The 21622-nt window shown below is 72.8% G+C and carries 22 protein-coding genes; 10 read left to right on the top strand and 12 right to left on the bottom strand.

The annotated features are described in order from the left end of the window. Positions 1–45 precede the first annotated feature (45 nt). A complete protein-coding gene (locus ACYVPE_RS07315; RefSeq protein ID WP_461032597.1) occupies positions 46–552 on the bottom strand; it encodes a carboxymuconolactone decarboxylase family protein in 507 nt (168 codons plus the stop codon). A 195-nt stretch (positions 553–747) separates the two neighbouring features. On the opposite strand from ACYVPE_RS07315, the gene ACYVPE_RS07310 reads away from it, so the two are divergent. Beyond that, entirely contained in the window at positions 748–2151 is a 1404-nt protein-coding gene (locus ACYVPE_RS07310) for an aldehyde dehydrogenase family protein (protein WP_461032596.1), read from the top strand. Here ACYVPE_RS07310 and ACYVPE_RS07305 read toward each other — a convergent pair. The 3 genes from ACYVPE_RS07305 to ACYVPE_RS07295 all read right to left on the bottom strand — a co-directional run bounded on the left by ACYVPE_RS07305 (position 2148) and on the right by ACYVPE_RS07295 (position 4048). After that, positions 2148–2294 (bottom strand): DUF6126 family protein, encoded by a 147-nt coding sequence (locus tag ACYVPE_RS07305; protein ID WP_461032595.1) that lies wholly within the window; start codon positions 2292–2294, stop codon positions 2148–2150. The two genes, ACYVPE_RS07310 and ACYVPE_RS07305, sit on opposite strands and share 4 nt — an antisense overlap. Before the next feature lie 32 nt (positions 2295–2326). Then, complete coding sequence (locus ACYVPE_RS07300) at positions 2327–2932, bottom strand: helix-turn-helix domain-containing protein (protein ID WP_461032594.1); 606 nt, start codon at positions 2930–2932, stop codon at positions 2327–2329. A 93-nt stretch (positions 2933–3025) separates the two neighbouring features. After that, entirely contained in the window at positions 3026–4048 is a 1023-nt protein-coding gene (locus tag ACYVPE_RS07295; RefSeq protein ID WP_461032593.1) for a pectate lyase family protein, read from the bottom strand. A gap of 177 nt (positions 4049–4225) precedes the next feature. Here ACYVPE_RS07295 and ACYVPE_RS07290 point away from each other — a divergent pair, with 177 nt between their 5' ends. From ACYVPE_RS07290 to ACYVPE_RS07280, 3 genes are read left to right on the top strand one after another with little or no spacing between them, the layout of a single operon-like run. After that, on the top strand, positions 4226–5278 hold the full coding sequence (locus tag ACYVPE_RS07290; RefSeq protein ID WP_461032592.1) for a LacI family DNA-binding transcriptional regulator: 1053 nt from the start codon (positions 4226–4228) through the stop codon (positions 5276–5278). A 33-nt stretch (positions 5279–5311) separates the two neighbouring features. Next, on the top strand, positions 5312–6112 hold the full coding sequence (locus tag ACYVPE_RS07285) for a MerR family transcriptional regulator (RefSeq protein ID WP_461032591.1): 801 nt from the start codon (positions 5312–5314) through the stop codon (positions 6110–6112). After that, entirely contained in the window at positions 6109–6966 is an 858-nt protein-coding gene (locus ACYVPE_RS07280) for a hypothetical protein (protein WP_461032590.1), read from the top strand. The genes ACYVPE_RS07285 and ACYVPE_RS07280 overlap by 4 nt, the downstream gene beginning before the upstream one ends. 122 nt (positions 6967–7088) lie before the next feature. Here ACYVPE_RS07280 and ACYVPE_RS07275 read toward each other — a convergent pair whose 3' ends face one another. Continuing rightward, positions 7089–7733 (bottom strand): transglycosylase SLT domain-containing protein, encoded by a 645-nt coding sequence (locus tag ACYVPE_RS07275; protein ID WP_461032589.1) that lies wholly within the window; start codon positions 7731–7733, stop codon positions 7089–7091. Positions 7734–8201: 468 nt separating this feature from the next. On the opposite strand from ACYVPE_RS07275, the gene ACYVPE_RS07270 reads away from it, so the two are divergent. From ACYVPE_RS07270 to wrbA, 3 genes are all read left to right on the top strand, one after another. Continuing rightward, positions 8202–8435 (top strand): ferredoxin, encoded by a 234-nt coding sequence (locus ACYVPE_RS07270; protein ID WP_461032588.1) that lies wholly within the window; start codon positions 8202–8204, stop codon positions 8433–8435. Positions 8436–8524: 89 nt separating this feature from the next. Then, positions 8525–9691, top strand: coding sequence for a cytochrome P450 (locus ACYVPE_RS07265; RefSeq protein WP_461032657.1), 1167 nt, complete (start codon positions 8525–8527; stop codon positions 9689–9691). 123 nt (positions 9692–9814) lie between these two features. After that, on the top strand, positions 9815–10432 hold the full coding sequence (gene wrbA, locus ACYVPE_RS07260; RefSeq protein ID WP_461032587.1) for an NAD(P)H:quinone oxidoreductase: 618 nt from the start codon (positions 9815–9817) through the stop codon (positions 10430–10432). Between the two features lie 45 nt (positions 10433–10477). Here wrbA and ACYVPE_RS07255 read toward each other — a convergent pair whose 3' ends face one another. The 3 genes from ACYVPE_RS07255 to ACYVPE_RS07245 form a co-directional block, all read right to left on the bottom strand. Continuing rightward, positions 10478–11065 (bottom strand): Uma2 family endonuclease, encoded by a 588-nt coding sequence (locus ACYVPE_RS07255; protein WP_461032586.1) that lies wholly within the window; start codon positions 11063–11065, stop codon positions 10478–10480. Positions 11066–11128: 63 nt separating this feature from the next. Next, on the bottom strand, positions 11129–11605 hold the full coding sequence (locus ACYVPE_RS07250) for a protein-tyrosine phosphatase family protein (RefSeq protein ID WP_461032585.1): 477 nt from the start codon (positions 11603–11605) through the stop codon (positions 11129–11131). Further along, positions 11602–12174: a CGNR zinc finger domain-containing protein gene (locus ACYVPE_RS07245; RefSeq protein ID WP_461032584.1), complete on the bottom strand. Its 573-nt coding sequence runs from the start codon at positions 12172–12174 to the stop codon at positions 11602–11604. The genes ACYVPE_RS07250 and ACYVPE_RS07245 overlap by 4 nt, the downstream gene beginning before the upstream one ends. 177 nt (positions 12175–12351) lie before the next feature. Between ACYVPE_RS07245 and ACYVPE_RS07240 the strand changes: the two genes are divergently transcribed. Then, positions 12352–13146, top strand: a complete 795-nt coding sequence (locus tag ACYVPE_RS07240) for an SGNH/GDSL hydrolase family protein (RefSeq protein WP_461032583.1) — start codon at positions 12352–12354, stop codon at positions 13144–13146. A 172-nt stretch (positions 13147–13318) separates the two neighbouring features. Further along, positions 13319–13792, top strand: a complete 474-nt coding sequence (locus ACYVPE_RS07235; RefSeq protein WP_461032582.1) for a hypothetical protein — start codon at positions 13319–13321, stop codon at positions 13790–13792. On the opposite strand, the gene ACYVPE_RS07230 is transcribed toward ACYVPE_RS07235, so the two are convergent. Further along, complete coding sequence (locus tag ACYVPE_RS07230) at positions 13764–15929, bottom strand: hypothetical protein (protein ID WP_461032581.1); 2166 nt, start codon at positions 15927–15929, stop codon at positions 13764–13766. The two genes, ACYVPE_RS07235 and ACYVPE_RS07230, sit on opposite strands and share 29 nt — an antisense overlap. Positions 15930–16073: 144 nt before the next feature. Then, positions 16074–18464, bottom strand: a complete 2391-nt coding sequence (locus tag ACYVPE_RS07225; protein ID WP_461032580.1) for a helicase-associated domain-containing protein — start codon at positions 18462–18464, stop codon at positions 16074–16076. 214 nt (positions 18465–18678) lie between these two features. Here ACYVPE_RS07225 and ACYVPE_RS07220 point away from each other — a divergent pair, with 214 nt between their 5' ends. Next, positions 18679–19533, top strand: a complete 855-nt coding sequence (locus ACYVPE_RS07220) for a helix-turn-helix domain-containing protein (protein ID WP_461032579.1) — start codon at positions 18679–18681, stop codon at positions 19531–19533. Between the two features lie 176 nt (positions 19534–19709). On the opposite strand, the gene pstS is transcribed toward ACYVPE_RS07220, so the two are convergent. Next, the gene (gene pstS / locus ACYVPE_RS07215; protein ID WP_461032578.1) at positions 19710–20807 is read right to left on the bottom strand and encodes a phosphate ABC transporter substrate-binding protein PstS; all 1098 of its coding nucleotides are present in this window, start codon (positions 20805–20807) and stop codon (positions 19710–19712) included. 29 nt (positions 20808–20836) lie between these two features. Next, a complete protein-coding gene (gene pstB / locus ACYVPE_RS07210; protein ID WP_461032577.1) occupies positions 20837–21616 on the bottom strand; it encodes a phosphate ABC transporter ATP-binding protein PstB in 780 nt (259 codons plus the stop codon). Positions 21617–21622: the final 6 nt, after the last annotated feature.

Here is a 21622-nt window from a genome sequence, read left to right as displayed (position 1 = left end):
GGTGAACAGCGTTCGGGCGCCGACCGGACCCCTACCCGGGGAGCCTCAGTTCCACGGCGCGGACAACGGACGGCCGGGCGTCGGCCTGGCTATCAGGGCGATGGGAATGAAGAAGTTCACCTGCCCGATGGCGAACATCAGCGTGGCCAGCGCCTTGGGCTCGTAGTGCTCGGCCGCCAGCGCGTACAGCTCGTCGGGCACCCGCTCGCCCGCTCCCGCCGGCTGGAGCACGGCCTCCACCAGCGCCAGCGCGGCGCGCTCGGCGGCGGTGAGGTACGGCGAGTCCCACCAGGAGGCCACCGACGTGATCCGCTCCTCCGACTGCCCCGCCGAGCGCAGGAACCCCGTGTGCAGCACCGTCAGGTAGGTGCTGCCGACGATCTGACCCGCCCGCAGGTGGACCAGGCTGATCGTGGCGCGCGGCAGCGAGCCGTTGCCGACGACCCGGAACAGCGCCGCCGACACCTCGGCCAGCTCGGGGACGACCTCCGCCGGATCCTCGGACATCCGCGGGACCATCGGGATCTCGGTCGTGATCGACTGTGTTGCCATCGCCGCCTCCTCAGGGACTTTCGAACTGCTGTCATCTGCCCTGACGGATGGCGGAGGGGAAACGTGACCGCCGGCCCGCCAGCTTCACTCGAACGCGTGATCAATTGCGGGATGGGGTTTTTGTCGGTGATGCGCCGGCAAGGTCTCAGCCGGGCTTCGTCACCAGGGCCCGCTCAGCGACCAGGGGGGAACGCGATGGACATCCGAGAGATCCCGCACACCGAAGCCACCGAGACCACCGAAACACCCGGCGCCGCCGACACGACCGCGGCCGTGACAGCGGCCGCAACCGCGGCCGCGCTGGCCCGGGTTCGGAAGACCGCCCGCGCCGGGCATCCCAGGGCGCTCGCCTGGCGCACCGAGCGCCTGACCGCGCTCCGCGCGCTGCTCACCGAGCGCCACGACGACCTCGCCGCCGCGCTCCACGCCGACCTCCGCAAGCCGCGCTCCGAGGTCGACAACGCCGAAGTCGGCTTCACCCTGCGGGAGATCGACCACGCGCTCTGCCACCTGCCCGACTGGCTCGCGCCCGAGCCGGTGCCCGCCGCCACCCTCGGCCGGCTGCCACCCGGCGCCACCGCCGCCACCCGCTTCGAGCCGCTCGGCACCGTGCTGGTCATCGGGCCCTGGAGCTTCCCGGTCCAGCTCCTGCTCGCGCCCGTGGTCGGCGCGCTCGCCGCCGGGAACACCGTGGTCGTCAAGCCGAGCGAGCTGGCTCCCGCCACCTCGGCGCTGTTCGCCCGGCTGCTGCCCGCCTACCTCGGCGCGGAGGCGGTGGCCGTGGTCGAGGGCGGCCCCGCGGAGACCACCGCGCTGCTCGCCGAGCCCTTCGACCACGTCTTCTACACCGGCAACGGCACGGTCGGCCGGGTGGTGATGCGGGCCGCCGCCGCGCACCTCACCCCGGTCACCCTCGAACTGGGCGGCAAGTGCCCTGTGTTCGTCGACCGCGACGTCGACCTGGCCACCGTCGCGGCCCGCCTGGCGCGCGCCAAGTTCGCCAACGCCGGCCAGACGTGTGTGGCGCCCGACCACGTCCTCACCGATCCCGGCACCGGCCGCCGGCTGACGGCCGAGCTCGCCAGGGCGGTCGAGGAGCGCTTCGGCCCGGATCCGGCGGCCTCCGAGCACTACGGGCGGATCGTGAACGAGCGCCACTTCGACCGGCTCGTCGCGCTGCTCGACTCCGGGCGCGTCGTCCTCGGCGGCCGGCACGACCGCGCCGACCGGTATCTCGCGCCCACCGTGCTGGCGAACGTGGCACCGGACGCCCCGGCCATGCGGGAGGAGGTCTTCGGCCCGATCCTGCCCGTGGTCCACGTGGCCGGCGTCGACGAGGCCATCGCCCAGGTCAACGACGGTGACCGGCCGTTGGCGCTCTACGCGTTCACCGGCGACGAGAAGGCGCGGCGGCGGCTGGCCGACGAGACCCGGTCGGGCGCCGTGAACTTCGGGCTGCCCTTCGCCCATCTCGGCGTCCCCGAGCTGCCGTTCGGCGGTGTCGGCGAGAGCGGCTTCGGCGCCTACCACGGCCACCACTCGTTCGCGACGTTCAGCCATCGCAGGGCCCGGCTGGACGTGCCGATCGGAGCGGCCTAGCGATTGGCGCCCAGCGAGAAGAGGAAGATCAGGAAGCCCGCGAAGGCGTGGCCGACCAGTCCGTAGACGAGGAGGCGGATCCACAGCCCCCGGGGGATCCGGTCCCGGCCGCTGCCCTTCGAGGCGTCGCGCGCGTCCGCCATGGAGTTCTCCTTCACGTCTCGACGGCCAGGTCTCAGCGCGGCCCGGCGCCGAGGCACAGCTCGGCTCCGGCGCTGCGCAGCAGGGTGTGGACGAACAGCAGCTCGACTCCGGACGGGTTGACGGCGCCGATCCGGTGCGGGGTGAGCGAGTCGAAGTGCGCGCTGTCCCCCTCGGCGAGCAGGTGTTCCGCCTCGCCGAGGCGCAGCCGCAGCCGTCCCTTCAGGACGTGGAGCCACTCCTCGCCCGGATGGACGCGGACCAGGTCGTCCTCGGCCTCGCCGTGCGGCACCCGCACCCGGAGCGCCTGCATGGCCCGGCCGGGGATGCCCGCCTCCTGGTACGTCCAGCCGCCCGACCCGCGGGCTGGCGCGGCGCCCGCCCTGATGATCGGGTCGGGGGCCGGGGCGGCCTCGCCGAGCAGCCCGGAGACCGTCGTACCGTAGATCCTGGCCAGACCGAGCAGCACCGGCAGCGAGGGCTGGCGCCGCCCGGTCTCCAGGCGGGAGAGGTGCGCGGGGGAGAGCTCGGCCCACCCGGCCGCCGTCTCCAGGGTCAGGCCGGCGCGGCGGCGCAGCTCGCGCAGCCGGGCGGCGACGGCGGGCGGCTCACCGGCCGCCCCCGGGGGACCAGGGTGCATGTCTCCGATTGAGCCAGAGAGTTGCCCGCTAGGCAAAAGTTCTTGCCTCTGAGGTAGGAATCCCAGGTCGGCGGGGGCGGCCAGGCGGTGGCGTCAGAGGCCGATGTCGGCCCGCGGCCCGGCGCCCCCGCCCACGATGGACGGCACCTGGCCGGCCGGGTCCAGCGTGTAGGGGTAGAAGTCGCGCGGGTTGAAGGTGGTGCCCCCGGACTCCTGCCGGCCGCTGGTGCCCGTCAGGATGCTGCCGGTCTGGGTCAGCGTGGCGGTCGAGTCCCGGTAGTAGGGGTCCTTCACGTTCTGGAAGTACCCGTTCTCCAGGACCATCCTGGTCTGGCCGCGGGAGTAGTTGCCGTAGCCCGTGATGTTCTGCATGTAGTTGTTGTAGAGGTGCGCGTAGGCCACGTTGTCGGTGCTGGGGTTGCGCGAGTTGGTGTTCCGGATCCAGTTGTGGTGGATGGTGATCCGGGCGGTGACGTTCTCGGTCCAGCCGATGCCGAAGGACTTGTTGCCCTCGCTGAGGATGTTCCAGGACACCGTGAGGTTGGTGGTGTCCTTGCGGCTGTCGATCAGGCCGTCGTTCATCCGCTCGATCCGGTTGTGGTCGATCCAGACGTGGTTGGCGGTGTCCATCTGGATGCCGTCGTAGTCGTACGCGTCGTCACCCGGGTCGTCGTCGGGCATCCGGGTGTCCCGGATGGTGAGGTTCCGGATGATGACGTTCGAGACGCCGTTCAGGAAGAAGCCGCCGTTGACGATGTGGCCCGAGGTGCCGACGCCGACGATGGTCTTGTTCGAGGCGACCCGGATCTCGTGGCCGAACGGGGTGACGGTGATCGGGGCGGCCACCCGGATGACGTACGGGGTGCTGGCGGTGGCGTAGCGGTTGAGGTCGGCGAAGTTGGTCACGGTGACCGTGGGTCCTGCCGCGCCGCCTGTGGTGCCGCCGGCCGTCGAGGCGAAGCCGTCCGGCGTGTTCGGCCAGGCGGCGACGCCGGGCCCGGCGGCCGGCGCCGTGGCGCCGGCCGTCCCGGCGGGTGCGCCGAGCAGCGAGCCGCACAGCGCGACCACCAGGGCCACGAGTAACAGCCACCGCTGCCGTGCGCGTGTCTCGATCATGGGATCTCGTCTCCAGACGTGTGGGGGAGCACTTGTGAGCTTCGAAATTTTCGGAGCTCGAACCGGTAGCGAGGTCGCGGGCACCGTAGAACCGCCCCCGGAAGCCGTCAAGGGGGCTGAAATCACGGGGATTTGGGCTGTCGAAATATTCGACGACCCGATGGGTACGATCCCGGCGTGTCCCCAACAGATACGGGCAAGGGCCCGCTCACGGCCGCCCAGATCGCGGAGCGGGCCGGGGTCTCGGTGTCGACCGTCTCCAAGGTGATCAACGGGCAGGCGGACGTCGCGCCCCGCACCAGGGCCCTCGTCGAGGGCGTCATCCGCCGCCACGGCCATCTGCGACAGAAGCGGCGGGCCGGCGGCCCCGCGCCGCTGCTCGAGCTCGTCTTCCGGCAGGTCAGGGACGCCTACGCGATAGAGATCATGGGCGGGGTCCAGCAGGTGGCGCGGGAGCACCGGCTGGCCGTGGTGCTCTCCGAGCTCCAGGGCCGGCACACGCCAGGGCTCGGCTGGGTCGAGGACCTGCTGGCCCGCCGCCCGACCGGTGTCCTCCTGGTGTTCTCCGGGCTCACCGAGGCGCAGGGCGCCCAGCTGCGCAGCCGCGGCATCCCCTTCGTCCTGGTGGACCCGGGCGGCGAGCCCGGCCACACGTCCCCCTCGGTCGGCGCGAGCAACTGGAGCGGCGGCCTGGCCGCCACCCGGCACCTGCTCGGCCTCGGCCACCGACGTATCGCCGTGATCACCGGACCGCCGGGATCGCTCGCCGGCCGGGCCAGGCTCGACGGCCACCGGGCCGCGATGGACGACGCCGGCGTCCCCTTCGACCCGGCGCTGCTGCGGGCCGGCGAGTTCCAGCCCGCGGCCGGTTTCGCGGCCGGCCGCGAGCTGCTGCGCCTGCCTGACCGCCCCACCGCCGTCTTCGCCTGCAACGACGCGCAGGCCGTCGGCCTCTACCAGGCCGCCGCCGAGGCCGGGCTCCGCATCCCCGAGGACCTGAGCGTGGTCGGCTTCGACGACCTGCCGCCGGCCCAGTGGACGGTCCCGCCGCTCACCACCGTCCGGCAGCCACTGAGCGAGATGGCCGCCACGGCCGCCGCCATGGTGGTGGCCCTGGCCCATGGCGAGCCGCCCCGCCAGACCCGGGTGGAGCTGGCCACCGAGCTCGTCGTCCGCGCCAGCACGGCGCCCCCGGCCCGCGCCCCGCGCTCAGGTGACCCGCTCGCTTGACCTTGTCGTAGCGACAACGTTTCCACTGGAGTCATGCGGATCGGAGAACTCGCCGACATCGTCGGCGTCACCCCACGCGCCGTGCGGCACTACCACCGCATCGGACTGCTGCCAGAGCCGGCGCGCCACCCCAACGGCTACCGCGAGTACACGCTGCGCGACGCGGTCGAGCTCGCCCGGGTCCGGCGGCTGCGGGACCTCGGGCTCAGCCTCGACGAGGTCCGCGACGTGCTCGCCGAGGACGCCGGCAAGGACCTGGTCGAGGTCCTCGCCGAGCTCGACGCCGACCTCGCCCGCCAGGAGGCCGACATCCGGCGCCGCCGCGCCCGCCTCGCGCAGCTGCTGCGGCGGGCGGAGCGGGGCGGCAGCGTCGCCGAGGCGCCGGTCTCCCCGGAGCTCGCCGCCCTCTTCGACGACATGGCCCGCGCCTCGGCCGAGCGCGGCGGCCCCGAGCCGACGTGGGCGGCGCGCGAGCGGGAGCTGCTCGCCCTGCTGGAGACCGGCTCCCCGCCGAGCGGGGAGCGCGGCTGGCTCGACGGGCTGATGTCCGCGCTGAGCACCGGCCCCGAGGCCATCGCCAGGGCCTACGACGTCTACGCCGGGTTCGACGAGCTGGCGGACGTGGCCGAGGACGACCCCCGCGTCGAGCGGACCGCGCGGGCCATCGCCGACGGCATCCCGGAGGGCGTGCGCGAGGTGCTCACGCCGCACGACCTGTCGCCCGAGAACCTGGGCGACGGCGGCTTCGCCGAGGCGTTCTTCGCCGAGTTCGCGCCCGCCCAGGCGGCGGCGGTCCGCCGGGCCGTTGAGCTGCTGCGGGAGCAGGACAGGTGACCGGGCCACGGGCGCTACGCAGGGTGGTGCGCTGGTCGCTCGCCGCGCTGCTGCCCGGCGAGCTGGTGCTGGTGGTCTGCGTGCTGTCCGGGGTGCGGATCCCACCCCCGGCGCGGCTCGCCGCGGAGCTGGTCGTGCTCGCCGTGCTGGTGGCCACCGGCACGCTGCTGGCCCGTGACCACCGCCGCCACCGGCGCGCCGGCCTCGGCCGACGCGCGGCCCTCGGCGCCGCCGTCGCCGACACCGTGCCGGCCGCGGTGCGGCGGCTCACCGCGCACGAGATCCACCTCTCGGCCTGCTTCCTGCGCTGGATCGCCCGCCGCGGCCCGCACGGCGTGCGGGAGGGCGACGTGCCGGTGCCCTACGCCTCGGGGCAGGCGGCCGTCATGTTCTGCTTCCTCTTCGCCTCCGTGCTGGAGACGGTGGTGCTCGCACTGCTCATCCCGTGGCCCGTGGTGCACCTGATCACCCTGGTCGTCGGCGTCTGGGGGGTGTACTTCGTGCTCGCGCTGCACGCCTCCTGCGTGGTCCGCCCGCACGTCGTCGGCGCCGACGGCTCGCTCCGGCTGCGTTACGGCGCGCTGCTCGACGTGCGGATCCCGGCCGGGCGCGTCGCCGCGGCCCGGGTCGACCGCCGCTTCCCCGGATCCCGGCCCGGCGCCGTCGACGCGGACGGCGTCGCGGAACTCGCGGTGGGCAGCCAGACCACGGTCACCGTGGAGCTGACCGGGCCGGTCGCGTTCACCAGGCCCCTGGGCCGGGTGGCCAGCGCCGGCGCCTTCCGGCTCTACGCCGAGGACCCGGCGGCCACCGTCGCCGCCCTCCGCGCCCGTGCGGGCCTGGACCGGGTCTGAGGCGCCACGACGGCCCCACGACGGCCCCACGACGGCCCCACGACGGCGCTGTGCGCGCACGACGACGCCCCGCCGGCGGGAGGCCGGCGGGGCGTCGGTGGGGCGTTCTGGCGTGGCCCGGATCAGTACGCGTGGTTCACGTTGTCCATCGAGCCGTACCGGTCGGCGGCGTAGTTGCAGGCCGCGACGATGTTGGCGACGGGGTCGTACACGTCCTTCTTGGTGCCGTCCACGTGGTACTGGTCGAAGGTCGGGTCGATGACCTGCAGCAGGCCCTTGGACGGGATGTTCTCCTGGGCGTTGGTGTCCCACATGTTGATCGTGTACGGGTCACCCGAGGACTCACGCATCAGGTTCTTGTAGATGCCGTCGTAGGTACCCGGGATGTCGTTCTCGTGCATGACCTGCAGAGCGTCGTTGATCCACTCGTCGATCTGCTGGTCGCTCGCGGGCTTCGCCTTGGGCTGCTCCGCGCGGTCGATCGGGATCAGTCGGCCGTTGTCGTCGTACTGGGCGCCACGACCCGGGTCGTCGACGGGCTTGCTGCCGGTGTCGGCGCTCGGCGTGTCGCTCGTGGTGGCCGTCTGGGCCTCGTTCGCCTGCTGCGACACCTGCTGGGTCGAGGCCGTCGCCTCAGACCCGGTGTCCGCGGCGTTGGCCGGCAGGGTCAGGGAGACAGCCACGGCCGCCGAGGCGGCCGCGAGGCAGGCCACTCGCGCCGGGGGGCGGCGCAGCGCGGTCGCGACGGTCGTCTTGATGGCGGGCATGGATCCACCTCTCGAGCGGGGGTTCGGGATTCGTCCGCCGAGCCGATGCGCGGCGACGTGGCCCAGTGTTAGGAACCCGGGGGCCGGGAGGCAAAGGTGTGACCTACGATGCCGACCCGCGAGAACCGCGGTCGACCGGCGGGCCGGGGCCGGTGCGAGCGCCCCCGGCCCGCCGCCGTCCTACGATCCGCCGTCGGACGTGACGGCCGTCTCATCGCCGAGGTCACATCCGGCCCCGCTCGCGGCTACCCGGCGTCGAAGACGCCGGCGCGCTCCGTGAGGAGCGGGCACGCCGACCGGGCCCCGTTCGTTGCCCCTCGTGTGGGCGGTCAAACGGACGGTAATCAGCCCCGGGGGTGATGGGTATAGGTCGACTTAAGTCAATCGCTTGACGTAAAGGCGGGTGCTCGGTTCCCTGGACGGACGGGCCGCCGACCGCGTCGGGCCCGGGGAGAGGAGGCGACGACCGTGCGTGTCACCGTCGACACGGATCGATGCTGCGGCTCGGGCCAGTGCGTGCTCCTGGCGCCCGAGGTGTTCGACCAGCGCGAGGAGGACGGGATCGTGGCCCTGCTGGAGCCACGCCCGGCGCCGGCCCACGGCGCGGCGGTCCGCGAGGCCGTCGTCGTCTGCCCGGCCGGGGCCATCACCGTCGAGGAGACGCCCCCCGAGCAGGGGCACCAGGAGGAGGCGAACCCATGACCAGCGCGCTCGAACCGCCGGCCGCCGCGTCGTCCAGGGAGGCGGCCGCCGCGTCGCCGGGCGGGCGGGCCGAGATCCCGGCGTTCCCCATGGACAGGGCGGCCGGCTGCCCCTTCGACCCGCCGCCCGGGCTGCGGGACCGCCGGGCGGTGGCGCCGCTCACCCGGGTCCGGCTGTGGGACGGCAGCACCCCCTGGCTGGTGACCCGGCACGCCGAGCAGCGGGCCCTGCTCGCCGACCCCCGGGTCAGCTCCGACGTGACGAGGGCCGGCTACCCGAAGACCGTCCCCTCCAGTGGCAGCGGCCTCAGCTTCATCACCAAGGACGACCCGGAGCACGCCAGGCTTCGCCGGATGATCACCGCCGCCTTCACCGTCCGCCGCGTCGAGGCGCTGCGGCCCGCCGTGCGGCACATCGTGGACGGGCTGATCGACGAGCTGCTGGCCGGCCCGCGGCCCGTCGACCTCGTCCCGGCGTTCGCGCTGCCGGTGCCTTCGCTGGTGATCTGCGAGCTGCTCGGCGTGCCCTACGCGGACCACCCCTTCTTCCAGGAGAGCAGCCGGATCCTGATCAGCCGGGCCGCCACCCCCGACGACCGCACCGCCGCCCTCGGCCGGCTCACCCACTACCTGCGCGAGCTGGTGGCCAGAAAGCGGGTCGAACCGGGCGACGACCTGCTGTCCGGCCTGGTCGGCCGCACCGAGGTGGGCGAGCTCACGGTCGAGGAGGCGGCCGAGATGGGGGTGCTGCTGCTGATCGCCGGCCACGAGACGACCGCCAACATGATCGCGCTCGGCACCGTGCTCCTCCTCCAGCACCCCGAGCAGCTCGCCGCGGTCCGCGACACCGAGGACCCGGAGCTGGTCGCCTCGGCCGTCGAGGAGCTGCTGCGCTACCTCAACATCACCCACAATGGGCTGCGCCGCCTCGCGCTCGCCGACATCGAGATCGCCGGCCAGGTGATCAGGGCCGGCGAGGGCATCGTCGTGCCCAACGACATCGGCAACCGGGACCCGGACGCCTTCCCCGACCCCGACCGCCTCGACGTCGCCCGCTACCCGCGCCGCCATGTCGCGTTCGGCTTCGGCGTGCACCAGTGTCTCGGCCAGCCGCTGGCCAGGATGGAGCTCCAGGTCGTCTACGGCACGCTCTACCGCCGCATCCCGACGCTGCGGCTCGCCACCGAGGTCGACCGGCTGCCGTTCAAGCACGACGGCTCGGTCTACGGCGTCCACGAGCTGCCGGTCACCTGGTGACGTCGTGACGTCGTGACGTCGTGACGTCGTGACGGTGGGGGTGGGTGGTGGGCCGGATTCCGGTGTGGTTTAACCTTCAACGAGAACTTTGAATGGTCAACCACTCCATGGGAGCCGAGGCATATGTCCACCCCCGTCAAGCTGGCAGTCATCTACTACTCCTCCACCGGGTTCAGCGCGGAGATCGCCAGGGAGATCGCCGACACCGCGGAGAAGGCGGGTGCCGAGGTCCGCCTGCGGAAGGTGGCCGAGCTGGCCCCCGAGGCCGCCATCGCCTCCAACGAGGCGTGGGCCGCGCATGCCGCCGCCAGCGCCGACATCGCCGAGGCCACCCCGGACGACGTGGACTGGGCCGACGCCGTCGTCTTCGGCTCCCCGACCCGGTTCGGCAACGTCGCCTCCCAGCTCAAGCAGTTCCTCGACCAGCTCGGCGGCCTCTGGGCGCAGGGCCGGCTGGCCGACAAGGTCTACAGCGGCTTCGTGACCACCGGCACCCAGCACGGCGGCCAGGAGACCACGCTGCTCGCCCTCTACAACTCCATCCACCACTTCGGCGGCCTGATCGTCTCCCCCGGCTACACCGACGCGGTGAAGTTCGTCGACGGCAACCCGTACGGCACCTCGCACGTCGACGCCCAGGGCAACAACCCGATCAACGACACCACCCGCGACGCCGCCCGCCACCAGTCCCAGCGCGTCGTCCGCATCACCGCCGCCCTCAAGGCCGGCCTGGCCGTCTGACGCCTCCGGCCCCTGGCCGGGCGGGTGCCTTCGTGCTCGCCCGGCTCAGTCGTGCGGGAAGCGGTCGGTCGGGATGACCATGTCGACGACCGTGCCGGTGAGGTCGATGGGATCGCCGAACTTCACCGTGACCTCCGTGCGATACCTGTCCCCTTCGGGCTCGGTGGACACGAGGCACTTCTTGGCGTAGGGGTCGACGATCACGTGGACGGGGATGCCGGCCGCTGCGTACGCCTCCCGCTTCCTGCCGTAGTCGTTCTGTGCGGTGTCCTTGGAGATGACCTCGGCGATGAACTCGATGTCCTTGTAGCGCCAGCGCCCATGTCCGTCCTTCTCCGCGTCGTCGGAGAGCTTCGCGACGTCCGGACAGAAGGCGTTCCTGTCGCCGGGGAAGTCGACGCGGACGTCGGATTTCACCTTGACCTCCTCGCCGAAATGCCTTTCCAACGCTCGGACGAACCTCCGGATGATCTCCCAGTGAGTGTCCCGCTGTGGCGACATGAAGATGCCCCCTCCGACGATCTCGGCCCTGAAGCCTTCGGGGGTCGTCCGCTCCAGATGCTCGAACAGCTTGTCCAAGCTCAGGCCATCGGTACTGGGCATCTGAGTCCTGTCGATCATGACGAGGGTCACTGTGCCGCTCCTCCCCGAGCGCCTGATGCGCGCAGCCGGCATGACCAACGATACGCAGATACGTTAGTCACGCCCACGCTTCGCGTCCGTGTCCGTGTCCGCCGCGGCGAAGCGGGTGATCCAGCGGCGTTGCCAGGGAGTCTCGACGGCGCGGGGGTGGTGGTGGGCGCGGGTCCAGGTCAGGGCCTCGGCCGGGGGGAGGCCGGCGAGGGTGGCGAGGCAGGCGATGACGGTTCCGGTGCGGCCGACGCCGCCACCGCAGGCGACCTCGACGGCCTCGCCGGCGTGCGCGCGGGCGTGCAGCGCGCGGATCCGGCGGACGGCCAGGTCGTGGTCGCGGGGGAGCCGGAAGTCCGGCCAGTCCAGCCACTCGTGGGGCCAGCCGAGCCGCGCGTCGTGCGCCCGCCGCAGTCGCGGCGAGCCGAGATAGAGGCCGAAGTCGGGTTCGGGCCCCGCCGGCCAGGCGTTCCGCAGGCCGCGCGCCCGCACCGGCGCGCCGTCGGGCAGGAGCAACGCGCCTTCCAACGCCCGGGTGTTCATGGCATGACCTCCTGAGTTCGCCGTCGTGAGCGGAAGTTGGCGACCTTGACCCGGTTCCCGCACAACTCCGGTACGCAGTACTGCCGTCGGCCGGCCCGGCTGGTGTCCACGAACACGCCGCGGCAGCCTGGCGCGGCGCAGGCGCGGAAGCGCTCGTGGCCGAGCGCGCGGACGATGCCGAGTAGCCCGTAGGCCAGGAACGCCGCCAACTCGTCGGCCAGCGAGGCGCCCTGCGCCGTCGGCACGAACCACCGCCACGCGCCGTCCGCCCCGTCCTGCCGCAGCACCGGGGCGAGCGCGGCGCGGCGGAGCAGGACGCGGCCGCCGGCGACGGCCTGTTCCGCGGTCTCGGTCTCGATGACGCCCCGCACCTCGCGACGGAGCAGGCTCACCTGCCGCACCTCCTCGGCGCCCGGCGCCGGGGCGTCGAGACGTAGCCGCTGCTCCGCCAGGAAGCGGGCCAACTCCGGTGGGGTGGCGAGCGATTCGCCATGCACGGTGGGCGAGGTGACGACCAGGGCGGTGGCCACCCGCGCCCCGGCCGCGTAGTCGTGCAGGGGGAACTCCACCCGTCGCCTCCGATCACACCGGGCCGTAACTGATGTAGGGCGACTATACAGGTTACGGCGGTGCCGGGGGTCGGGAGATGTTCCGTGGATCTTCAACCAAAACGTTGGCATGAACACTTCCGTCAACGCGCGTAGCTTGCTACAAGTGGCCGCAGAGTCCATGCCGTTGGAGGTTCCGTGAGACTCACCAGGTCCCTGTCAGCCGTCTTCGTTCTCGTATCCGCCTTCGTCCTCGCCCTGTTGGCGGGCCCGGCCCACGCGGCGGCCCCCTCCTACGTGGCCCTCGGCGACTCGTACTCCTCCGGCAACGGTGCCGGCAGCTACATCTCGTCGAGCGGCGACTGTCACCGCAGCAACAACGCGTACCCGGCCCGCTGGGCCGCCGCCAACGCTCCGTCCTCCTTCACCTTCGCCGCCTGCTCGGGCGCGGTGACCACGGACGTGATCAACGGCCAGCTGGGCGCGCTCAACTCCTCCACCACCCTCGTCAGCATCACCATCGGCGGCAACGACGCGGGCTTCGCCGACGCGATGACCACCTGCGTCACCGGTTCCGACAGCACCTGCGTCAACCGCCTGAACACCGCGCGGTCCTACATCAACGCCACGCTGCCCGGCCGGCTCGACGCCGTCTACAACGCGGTGCGGTCGCGGGCGCCCAACGCCCGGGTGGTCGTGCTCGGTTACCCGCGGATGTACATCGAGCCGTCCCCCTGGTACTGCCTCGGCCTGAGCAACACCAAGCGCGAGGCCATCAACGACGTCGCCGACGTCCTCAACTCGGTGATCTCCGGCCGGGCCTCCGCCGCCGGCTTCCGCTTCGGCGACGTCCGCCCGACCTTCAACACCCACGAGCTCTGCTCCGGCGACGACTACCTGAACGACGTTCGGCTGCCGGTCTGGGAGTCCTACCACCCGACCAGCACCGGTCACGCGAACGGCTACCTGCCGGTGCTGAACGCCAACGACTGACGATCCGCCACGGCGAGGGGCGCCTCCCCGCCCACCCGCCACCCCCCAACCGGCCAGGGGCCGGGCCCGGTCCGCCACGGACCCACGCCCGGCCCCTGGCTGGCTTCCCGGCGGGAACCAATCGGGCTTCCGGTCCGTAGATCGGGAAGAAGCGGACACGGGGGGAGTGGAGATGGACCCGATCTCGGCGGCGGCACTGGCCGCGTTGGCCGGCGGCATCGGTGGTGAGGCCGGCCGTCAGGCCTGGGCGTCGCTCGGTGCCCTGGTTCGCCGGCCCTTTCGGCGCGGCACGGCTCGCGCGAGCGGCACGGACGGCACGGACGGAGCCGCGGATGAGCCGTCGGTGAGTTCGGGAGAGGCTGAGCTCGCCCGGCTGCGGCAGGAGCCGTCCGATCCGGACCGGGCCTCGGCGCTGAGCGCCGCCCTCGCGGTGCGGGCAGCACTCGACGAGGGATTCCGCGCCGAACTCGCGGAGTGGTGGCGGCAGGCCGGAGCGGTGGGCACCGGCGGGGGCGAGGTGACCAATGTGATCACCGGGGGCACCCAGCACGGCCCGGTGATCCAGGCCAGGGACATCTCGGGGCTCTCCATCGGCGGCCCCCCTCGTTCGGCGGAGCTCACGGATCGGCCGCCAGATGCGTCCTGAGCGTCTCGTGCCGGAACTCGTAGGCCGAGCCGGCCTGGCGCAGCACGTTGCGGCGATGCGCGTCGTCACAGAAGGCCATCAGCCGCCAGGGCACGTGCCCTTCCAGCGCGAGCACCGCGTGGGCGACCCGGTACTGGACCCAGGCCGATCGTGACAGCTGCCAGAGCACCAGGGTGAGGGCCAGCAGGGCGCCGCAACCGACGACGCCGGGCGGGAGGCGGAAGAGCAGGGCCGGGAACGTGCCCACGGTGACGAGACCCACGGTCTGCAGGAGCGCGGCGCCCAGCGCCCGCCTGCGAGCCGCAGCCAGGGAGGATCGCGGGGTGGGGGAGGCGTCACGGGCGGGTGGTGAGGCGAGCCCGTAGAGGAAGGTCACGGACGCGACGGCCAGCCCCGCGGTGACCAGAGCCGGGCCGTGCCGTACGAACGCCTGCCAGTCGACTTCGCCCGCGGAGACGTTCTCGGGCCGGTACTCCAGGACCGGCCCGGGCATGGCCCCGTTTCCCGGGCCCGGAAGGACGACGCCGATGGCTGGGACGCAGGTGTCGGTGCCGCGTTTCTCCGCTTGGGCGGCGCATTCCTCCTCGCTCATCGACATCGCGTTGAGGGCGCCCACGACGGCCCAGGGGACCACGGTCGCCGCGACGCCGCATGACAGCCCGAGGACCAGGTAGACGCCGAGCAGGGTGCCCAGCCGACGCGCACGCCTGGCCGTTCCGGGAACGGCTTCGATCCTTCGCCATATCCGCGACGTGGCCGTGGTCGTGCTCGTGAGCGTCACACAGAAGCCGATGGCCACGCCGCAGGCCAGTACCGCGAGCAGCACCAACAGGCCCAGTGCTTGGCCGAAGTCGGGCGCCACCTGGGCGTCCCGCAGGGCCAACCGTGCCATCGCGAACGCCGCCGTGAACCACAGCCCACCAGCCACGGCCCCCAACACCACCACCCGATGAAGTGTTGGTTCCGCCAACCGCCACCACGCCAGCCCGTCACCGTGCGCCCGTGCGGCCAGGTAGCGGAGCCAGCGCTGCGCCAGGGGCTCGGGCCAGCGGCGCTGCCGCCCCGATCCACGGTCGCCGACCGGACGGCGGGCGAAGGCGGTCGGGATGACGTCGTCGAGCACCCGGCGTTCGACGGCTGTCGCGTCGGGGAACGCGGACGTGTTCAGCAACTCCCCAGGATGCCGGCCGGGGACGTCGTAGTGGCCGCGTAACAGACCCACCAGGAGTGGGCTGCCGGCCGCGCGCGCCATCCCGGGCCGCCTGGCGAGTTCGGGTAGCACTCGGCGCCAGGGGGTGTCGCCGTCCAGGGGGGACAGGTAGTCCGTGACGTCCGCGAGCGGTACGTTGAGCATCGAGACGACCGAGGCGGCCGTCAGCCCCCCGCCGGCGGCCAGCGCCGCGTCGAACTCCGCGCCGCGGCAGGTGAGCACCAGCGGGTCCCGACTGTCGTACGCGGTGCCGATCTTCCGCAGGGCGAGCGACCGCTTCTTCCCCGCGACCTCGTCGAGCCCGTCGAACACCGGTAACAGATGGCTGCCTTCGGCCAGTTCGCGTGCGGACACCTGCTCGGTGAGGACACCGGGGTAGTCCTCGGCGATCTTCCTGGCGACCCAGTGACGCAGGCTCTCGCTCTCCGGGTCCCAGGAGGAGAGCGGGAGCAGGACGGGGACGGGAGCCCCCGGGCCCCAGTCCGCCAGGAGCGCTTCGACGAGCAGCATGGCGCAGGTCGTCTTGCCGCACCCGCTGGGGCCGGTGATGACGAGGCGACGACTCGGCGCCCCCTCGAGGAGCCCGGCGGCCGTGGCGGTGGTGGCGGTCCGGCCCTTCAGCGGTCCCGACGTGACGATCAGCGGGACCGGCATCGGCGCTGGTTGGTACAGGCCGAGCGTACGGGTCTCCGCGTGCCACTGATGACGTACCGCCAGCGCGAGCGCGCGCACGGACCGTTCGAGCGGAGTCGCTCCGTCGACCGGCGGAGCACCTACGTTGAGCACACCGATGCTGTGTGCCTGGACGAGGTTCTCCGCGTGCCCGCCGGTGACGATGTTGATGTGGCCGCGGTCGGCTCGCGGCGGATCCGCACGCCAGAAGACGCGGCCGAGCCACCGCCTGAACCCGCGTGATCCCCCTGCCATGCGCCGCTTCTCCCCCGTGGTCCACCCGTGAACGTCGAAGGGCGGGCCGCTTGCGCCCGAGCACCATGTGACGAGCACTCCACCGACTGCCACCAACGGTACCGCCGGACGAAAGCCACCGCCCCGAAGCCGGGTGCGCCCCGCTCAGGCGGGGCGCAGCGTCACCGCGCCGGTGATCCGGTGCAGCGGGTAGGTGCGGATCTCGTCCGCCGTGTGGTCGAAGGCGGTGACGAAGCCGGCCTCGACCCGGACCGGGGAGAGGACGTGGTGGGCGGCGACGCCGTCCGAGGCGACGTAGCCGATGCTGACCTGGGCACCGGCCCGGGCCGCGGACTGGAGGGTGGTCAGGGTCTCCACCGCCGCCGTGCGCGGCGGCGGCCCTGCCGGTTCCGGGACCCGGGAGGCGGGCGTCGCCGTCGCGCCGGTGGCGTGGTCGCCGGCGCGGATGGCGCGGTCGGCGGCGGCGAGCAGGGCGTTGTCCGCGGGCGGCGGGCTGTCGGGCGCCGCCTCGGGGGGCGTGCGGGGCGGGGTGCGGCGCGCCTCGGCGCGCAGCGTCACGAGTGCGCCCTCCACCGACTCGGCGCCCGGCGCGAAGCCGAGGTCGCGGAGCCTGGTGAGCAGCGTGTCGGGGGAGATGTCGGAGACCAGGACGGTCGGGGCGAGCCGGCGCAGCCGCAGCGGGGCGGCGCGGCGGTCGGCGACCAGCTGGGTGAGCAGCGCCTCGTCCTCGCAGCGCAGATAGCTGCTGGCCGCGCCGACCCGGAGCCGGCCGTGCCTGCGGGCCACGTCGTCGACGAGGTAGTCGAGCGGCTGCGGCACCGGGGTGCGGGAGTGCTCGGCGAGGAAGGTGTGCAGCTCGTCGGGCGTCCAGCCCGCGTCGAGGGCGCGCCGCAGCGACTCGGGGGTGAAGCGGTAGACGGTGGCGCCGCCCGTGGACTCGATGTCGGCGGCCGCGTCCATGAGCCGCCTGACGTCGGGGCGCAGCGGCCCTGGCGCGATCGCCGTCAGGTCCGCCTGGAGGAGGAAGTGGTCGATGGGCTCGGGGAGTTGGGGGGCCAGCGCGGTGGCGGCCGCCGCCACGTCAGGGCGGGGGAGGCGGAGCAGCGGGCGGGCGAACGCGGCCAGCGCGCCGCGCCCGGTGACGCCTAGCCGGTCGGCCTCGGCGAGCACCGCGGCGCACAGCGTGGTCCTGGTCGGCTCCGGCATCCGCCGCGGCAGCTCCCAGCCGATCCGCCGCTGGACGCCCTCGGGGGCCGGCGCGTGGCCGGCCGGGAGGTCGGCGAGCAGCGCCAGCACCTGGTGGCGGAGCGCGGCGGTGGGGCCGCGGTCGAGCCCTGGGCCGAGCGCGGCGAGCAGCCGGCCCTTGCCGTCCCTGGTGCCGACCAGCCCCGGCACCCGGGTGGTGGCGAGCCAGGCGGTGACGAGCGCGGCCCACCGCTCGGCGGCCGGCAGGGCCAGCCACTCGTCGTAGCGCGGGGTGGGGACGCAGTGTTCGTCGGCCTCGCCGTCGGGCGCGAGCAGCCCGGCGGCGTACGCGAGTTCGATCCAGAAGGCGGCCTCGGGCTCGGGCGTGTCGAGCAGCACGGCGGCGCGCTTGAGTTCGCGGGCGCCGAGCCCGCCGGCCCGCAGCACGGCAGGGCCCTCGGTCGACCAGCCGGTGGCGAGCTGTTCGACGACGGCGAGCGCGGTCTGCGCGGCGCCGGCGGCGGCCGCGTCCACGGCGGTCGGGGCGTGTTCGGTGACCGGCCCTGGCTCCGGCGGCTCGGCGGTCAGCTCCCGGTGGGCGCGGCCGCCACGTAGCGCCAGGGCCACCTCGCGGGGCAGCACGACGGTGCCGGGCGCGGTCGGCATCAGCAGGGCGCGGTCGAGCAGCCAGCGCACCGGGGGGCTGGGGCGGGCCGAGACCTCGCCGTACGGGGGACCCCAGGTGAGCCGGTCGAGCACCGCGCGGGCGGCCTCCGGGGCCTGGTCGAGCAGCGCGGTCAGCCGGGCGCGGTCGGCGAACAGGGTGGCGAGCGCGGTCAGCGCGGAGACCGGGTCGTGGGTGGCCGGCAGCCCGGCGCCGGTCAGCAGCTCCTGGATGCGGCTCGGCGAGATCCCGGCGGCGGTCTCGGCCAGGGTGGGGCCGAGGCCCGTGGGGCTGGGCCGCGCCGGGTTGGGGGCCAGCAGCTCCTGGGCGGTGCGCACCAGCCGCAGCGCGTCGTCGCGGCCCCAGAGCAGGGCCCGGTCGCGCAGGGCGGCGAGGGCGAGCGGGAGCCGGTGCTCGCCGCCTGGCAGCAGCGCGGCCAGCGCCGCCGCGGAGCAGGGCTGGGGCGCGACGGCCAGGGCCTCGGCGGCGCGCAGGGTGAAGGTGTCGAGCCGTTCGAGGGCGCGCAGCACGGAGGCCCGGGTGCCGGCGCGGGTGGCGAGCTGGGAGAGGTCGCCGGGCAGCGGCGAGAGCAGGTCGGCCCTGGCCCGCAGCAGCCCGGCCAGCTGCGCGTCGGTACGGGCGCGCAGTTCGTCGGCGAGGGTGCGGGGGGCCGGCGGCCTTGTCATCCACCCAACGCTACCCGGACGGCCGCCGGTGAGCACCGGACGGGACGGAACGAGACGTGAACTCCGCACAACACCGCACAGGACATCGTTCTCCGAACAGGAGCATGGTTGCGCCGGAGCAAAGCTGCATATGCCAAGATCTGTAGGCGAGTGGACTCGGGGGGTTATCGGACGGCAGACTCGGTGCTCAGTCGACAGAAGGACAGAGGTACCGATGCCGCCGAGGGAGAACCCCACCTACCGACAGGGGCGTCTGGGCACGGAGTTGCGCAAACTGCGGGAGCGTGCCGGTCGTACCGCGCGGGAGGCCGCCGGGATGCTGGGGACGGACCAGGGGAAGATCAGTCACATAGAGTCCGGCCGGATCGGCGTCAGCGAGGAACGCATCCGCAAGCTCGCCACCTTCTACGAATGCACAGATCAGGCCCTGCTCGACGCGCTCTGCGCGATCGCCCGCGAGCACCGCGGGCAGTTCTGGTGGGACGAGTACCGTGGCATCCTTGCTCCTAGTTGGCTGGACATCTCGGAGCTGGAACACCACACGGCCAGCATGCTCCTCTGCTGCACGGTGACCATCCCCGGGCTGATGCAGACCGAGGACTACGCCCGGGCCCTCTTCGGCGGCGGGCTCATCGAACTGCCACGCGAGGAGCTGGAGGCCCGGCTCGAGCACCGGATGCGGCGAAAGGTTGTCCTGGATCGGGACAACCCCATGCCCTTCCACGTGTTCCTGCACGAGGCCGTGCTCCGGATGCGGTACGGCGGCCGGACGGTCGCCAGGGCCCAGCTCGACCAGCTGCTGCGGGACACGGAGCGGCCGCACATCAAGGTGCGGATCATCCCGTTCACCAACGAGGACTTCTTCGAGGCGACCACGGCCGTCTCCTACGCCCACGGCCTGGTGCCCGAGCTGGACACCGTGCAGATCGACACCCCCATCGGGGGCTTCTACCTCGACACGGACGCCCCACTCTCCCGCTACCGGATGTTCTTCGAACGGGCCCTCAAGGTCTCACTGCCGCCCGACGAGTCACGGCAGCTGATCTACCACGTGGCCCGCGAGATGTGACTCGGCGCTCCGCTGGAAGTACCGATGTGCGGCTCCGCCGCGGGGCCGCGACGGGGCCGTTTCCCTCTGCGGCGCCGTTGGGGCTGATCGCGCCCACGCCGCGGAGCGGCAGATGACACTTCCCCGCGCCCCCTTTGGGGGCGCCGTCGAGCCGAAACGAACCTTGCCTGACCTGCTTAGTCCCGGCTGTTGATCCGCCCGATCTCCTCGATGACCCGGCGCTTGAGCTCCCGGCCCATCGGCGCGTACCCCAGCTCGGCCGCCAGCCGGTCGGCCTCCACGTCGGTGAGCGCCCAGGTCCAGAAGTCCCGCACGAGCGCCGCGGTCTCGTCCTCGTAGCCGCACTCGTAGGCGAAGATCCAGTTGGCGCCCGTGATCGGGTAGCCCTCGCCGCCGATGTCGTCGATGTTGAACTGGAAGTCGTCAGGGATCGTGGCCTCCTCGGAGGCCGCCGTGGTGGCCTCCAGCGTCGGCTCCACCGGCGTCCCGTCCTCGTTCACCACCCGCGCCGTCGCCAGGTCGTTGGCGATCGCGTAGGACTGGTTGACGTAGCCGATGCCGCCCGCGTTCTCCTGGACGGCCCTGGTCACGCCCTCGTTGCCCTCGCCGCCCAGCGTGTCGTCGTGCCAGTCGATGTCCGTGCCCTCGGCGTACCCCTGGGCCCAGAACGGCACCTCGGTGGTCAGGAAGCGGGTGAACACGTAGGTGGTGCCCGAGCCGTCGGAGCGGTGCACGGGCAGGATCTCGGTGTCCGGCAGCTCCAGGTCCGGGTTCAGGGCCGCGATCGCCGGGTCGTCATATCGGGTGATCCGCCGGTCGTAGATGCCGGCCAGCACGTCGGGGTCGAGCACCAGACCGTCGAGCGCGTCGTCGTGCAGCGCCAGCACCACGGCGCCGAACAGCACCGGGAACTGCACCGCCTCGCAGCCGCGCACCTCGCGCGCCACGCTCAGCTCGCCCTGCTGGAGGTACCGCTCGGACGAGCCGAAGTCGACCGCGTCGGCCAGGAACTGCTCGATCCCGCCGCCCGAGCCGACCGCCTGGTAGTCGATGTCGACGCCGGTCTCGACGCCGCCGGTGTAGGAGGAGATCCACTCCTGGAACAGCGGATCGGGGAACGTCGCCCCCGCGCCCGTGAGCTCGCCCGAGAGCGAGCCCCTGGTCACGGTGGGCCGGTCGTCCCCGCCGGCCACGCAGCCGGCGAGGACCAGGGCGGCCGTCGCCGTGAGCGCGACGGCCCTGGCCCCGGCGAATGCGAAAGGTCTCCCGCGCATGGCACCCCCTCGCGATCCGAAGAGCCCGGTCAGCCGAACCGGCCGGAGATGTAGTCCTCCGTGGCCTGGACCGACGGGTTGGAGAAGATCTTCTCCGTCGAGTCCACCTCGACCAGGCCGCCCGGCTCGCCGACCGCCTTGAGGTTGAAGAACCCGGTGGTGTCGCTGACCCGCGCCGCCTGCTGCATGTTGTGCGTCACGATCACGATGGTGTACTCGGACTTGAGCTGCATCATCAGGTCCTCGATGGCCATCGTGGAGATGGGGTCGAGCGCCGAGCAGGGCTCGTCCATCAGCAGCACCTCGGGCCGCACGGCCACGGCCCTGGCTATGCAGAGCCGCTGCTGCTGACCGCCGGAGAGGCCGGAACCGGGCTTCGAGAGCCGGTCCTTGACCTCGTCCCACAGGTTGGCCGCCCGCAGCGAACGCTCCACCAGCGCGTCCATGTCGGCCTTCTTCATGCGCTTGCTGTTCAGCTTCACGCCCGCCACGACGTTGTCGTAGATCGACATGGTCGGGAACGGGTTGGGCCGCTGGAACACCATGCCGATCTGCCGCCGGACGTTCACCGGGTCGACGTCGGCCCCGTACAGGTCCTGGTCGTCCATCACGACCTTGCCCTCGACGCGCGCGCCTGGCACCAGCTCGTGCATGCGGTTGAGGGTGCGCAGGAACGTCGACTTGCCGCAGCCGGAGGGACCGATCAGGGCGGTCACCGACTGGGGCTGGATCGTCATCGAGACGCCCTGCACGGCCAGGAAGTTGCCGTAGTAGATGTCGAGACCCTTGACCTCGATGCGCTTGGCCACTGTCTT

The sequence above is a fragment of the Streptomyces mayteni genome (assembly GCF_054783955.1).
The sequence above is the reverse complement of the archived record's forward strand: the minus strand, read 5'-3'. Positions and strand labels throughout refer to the sequence as shown.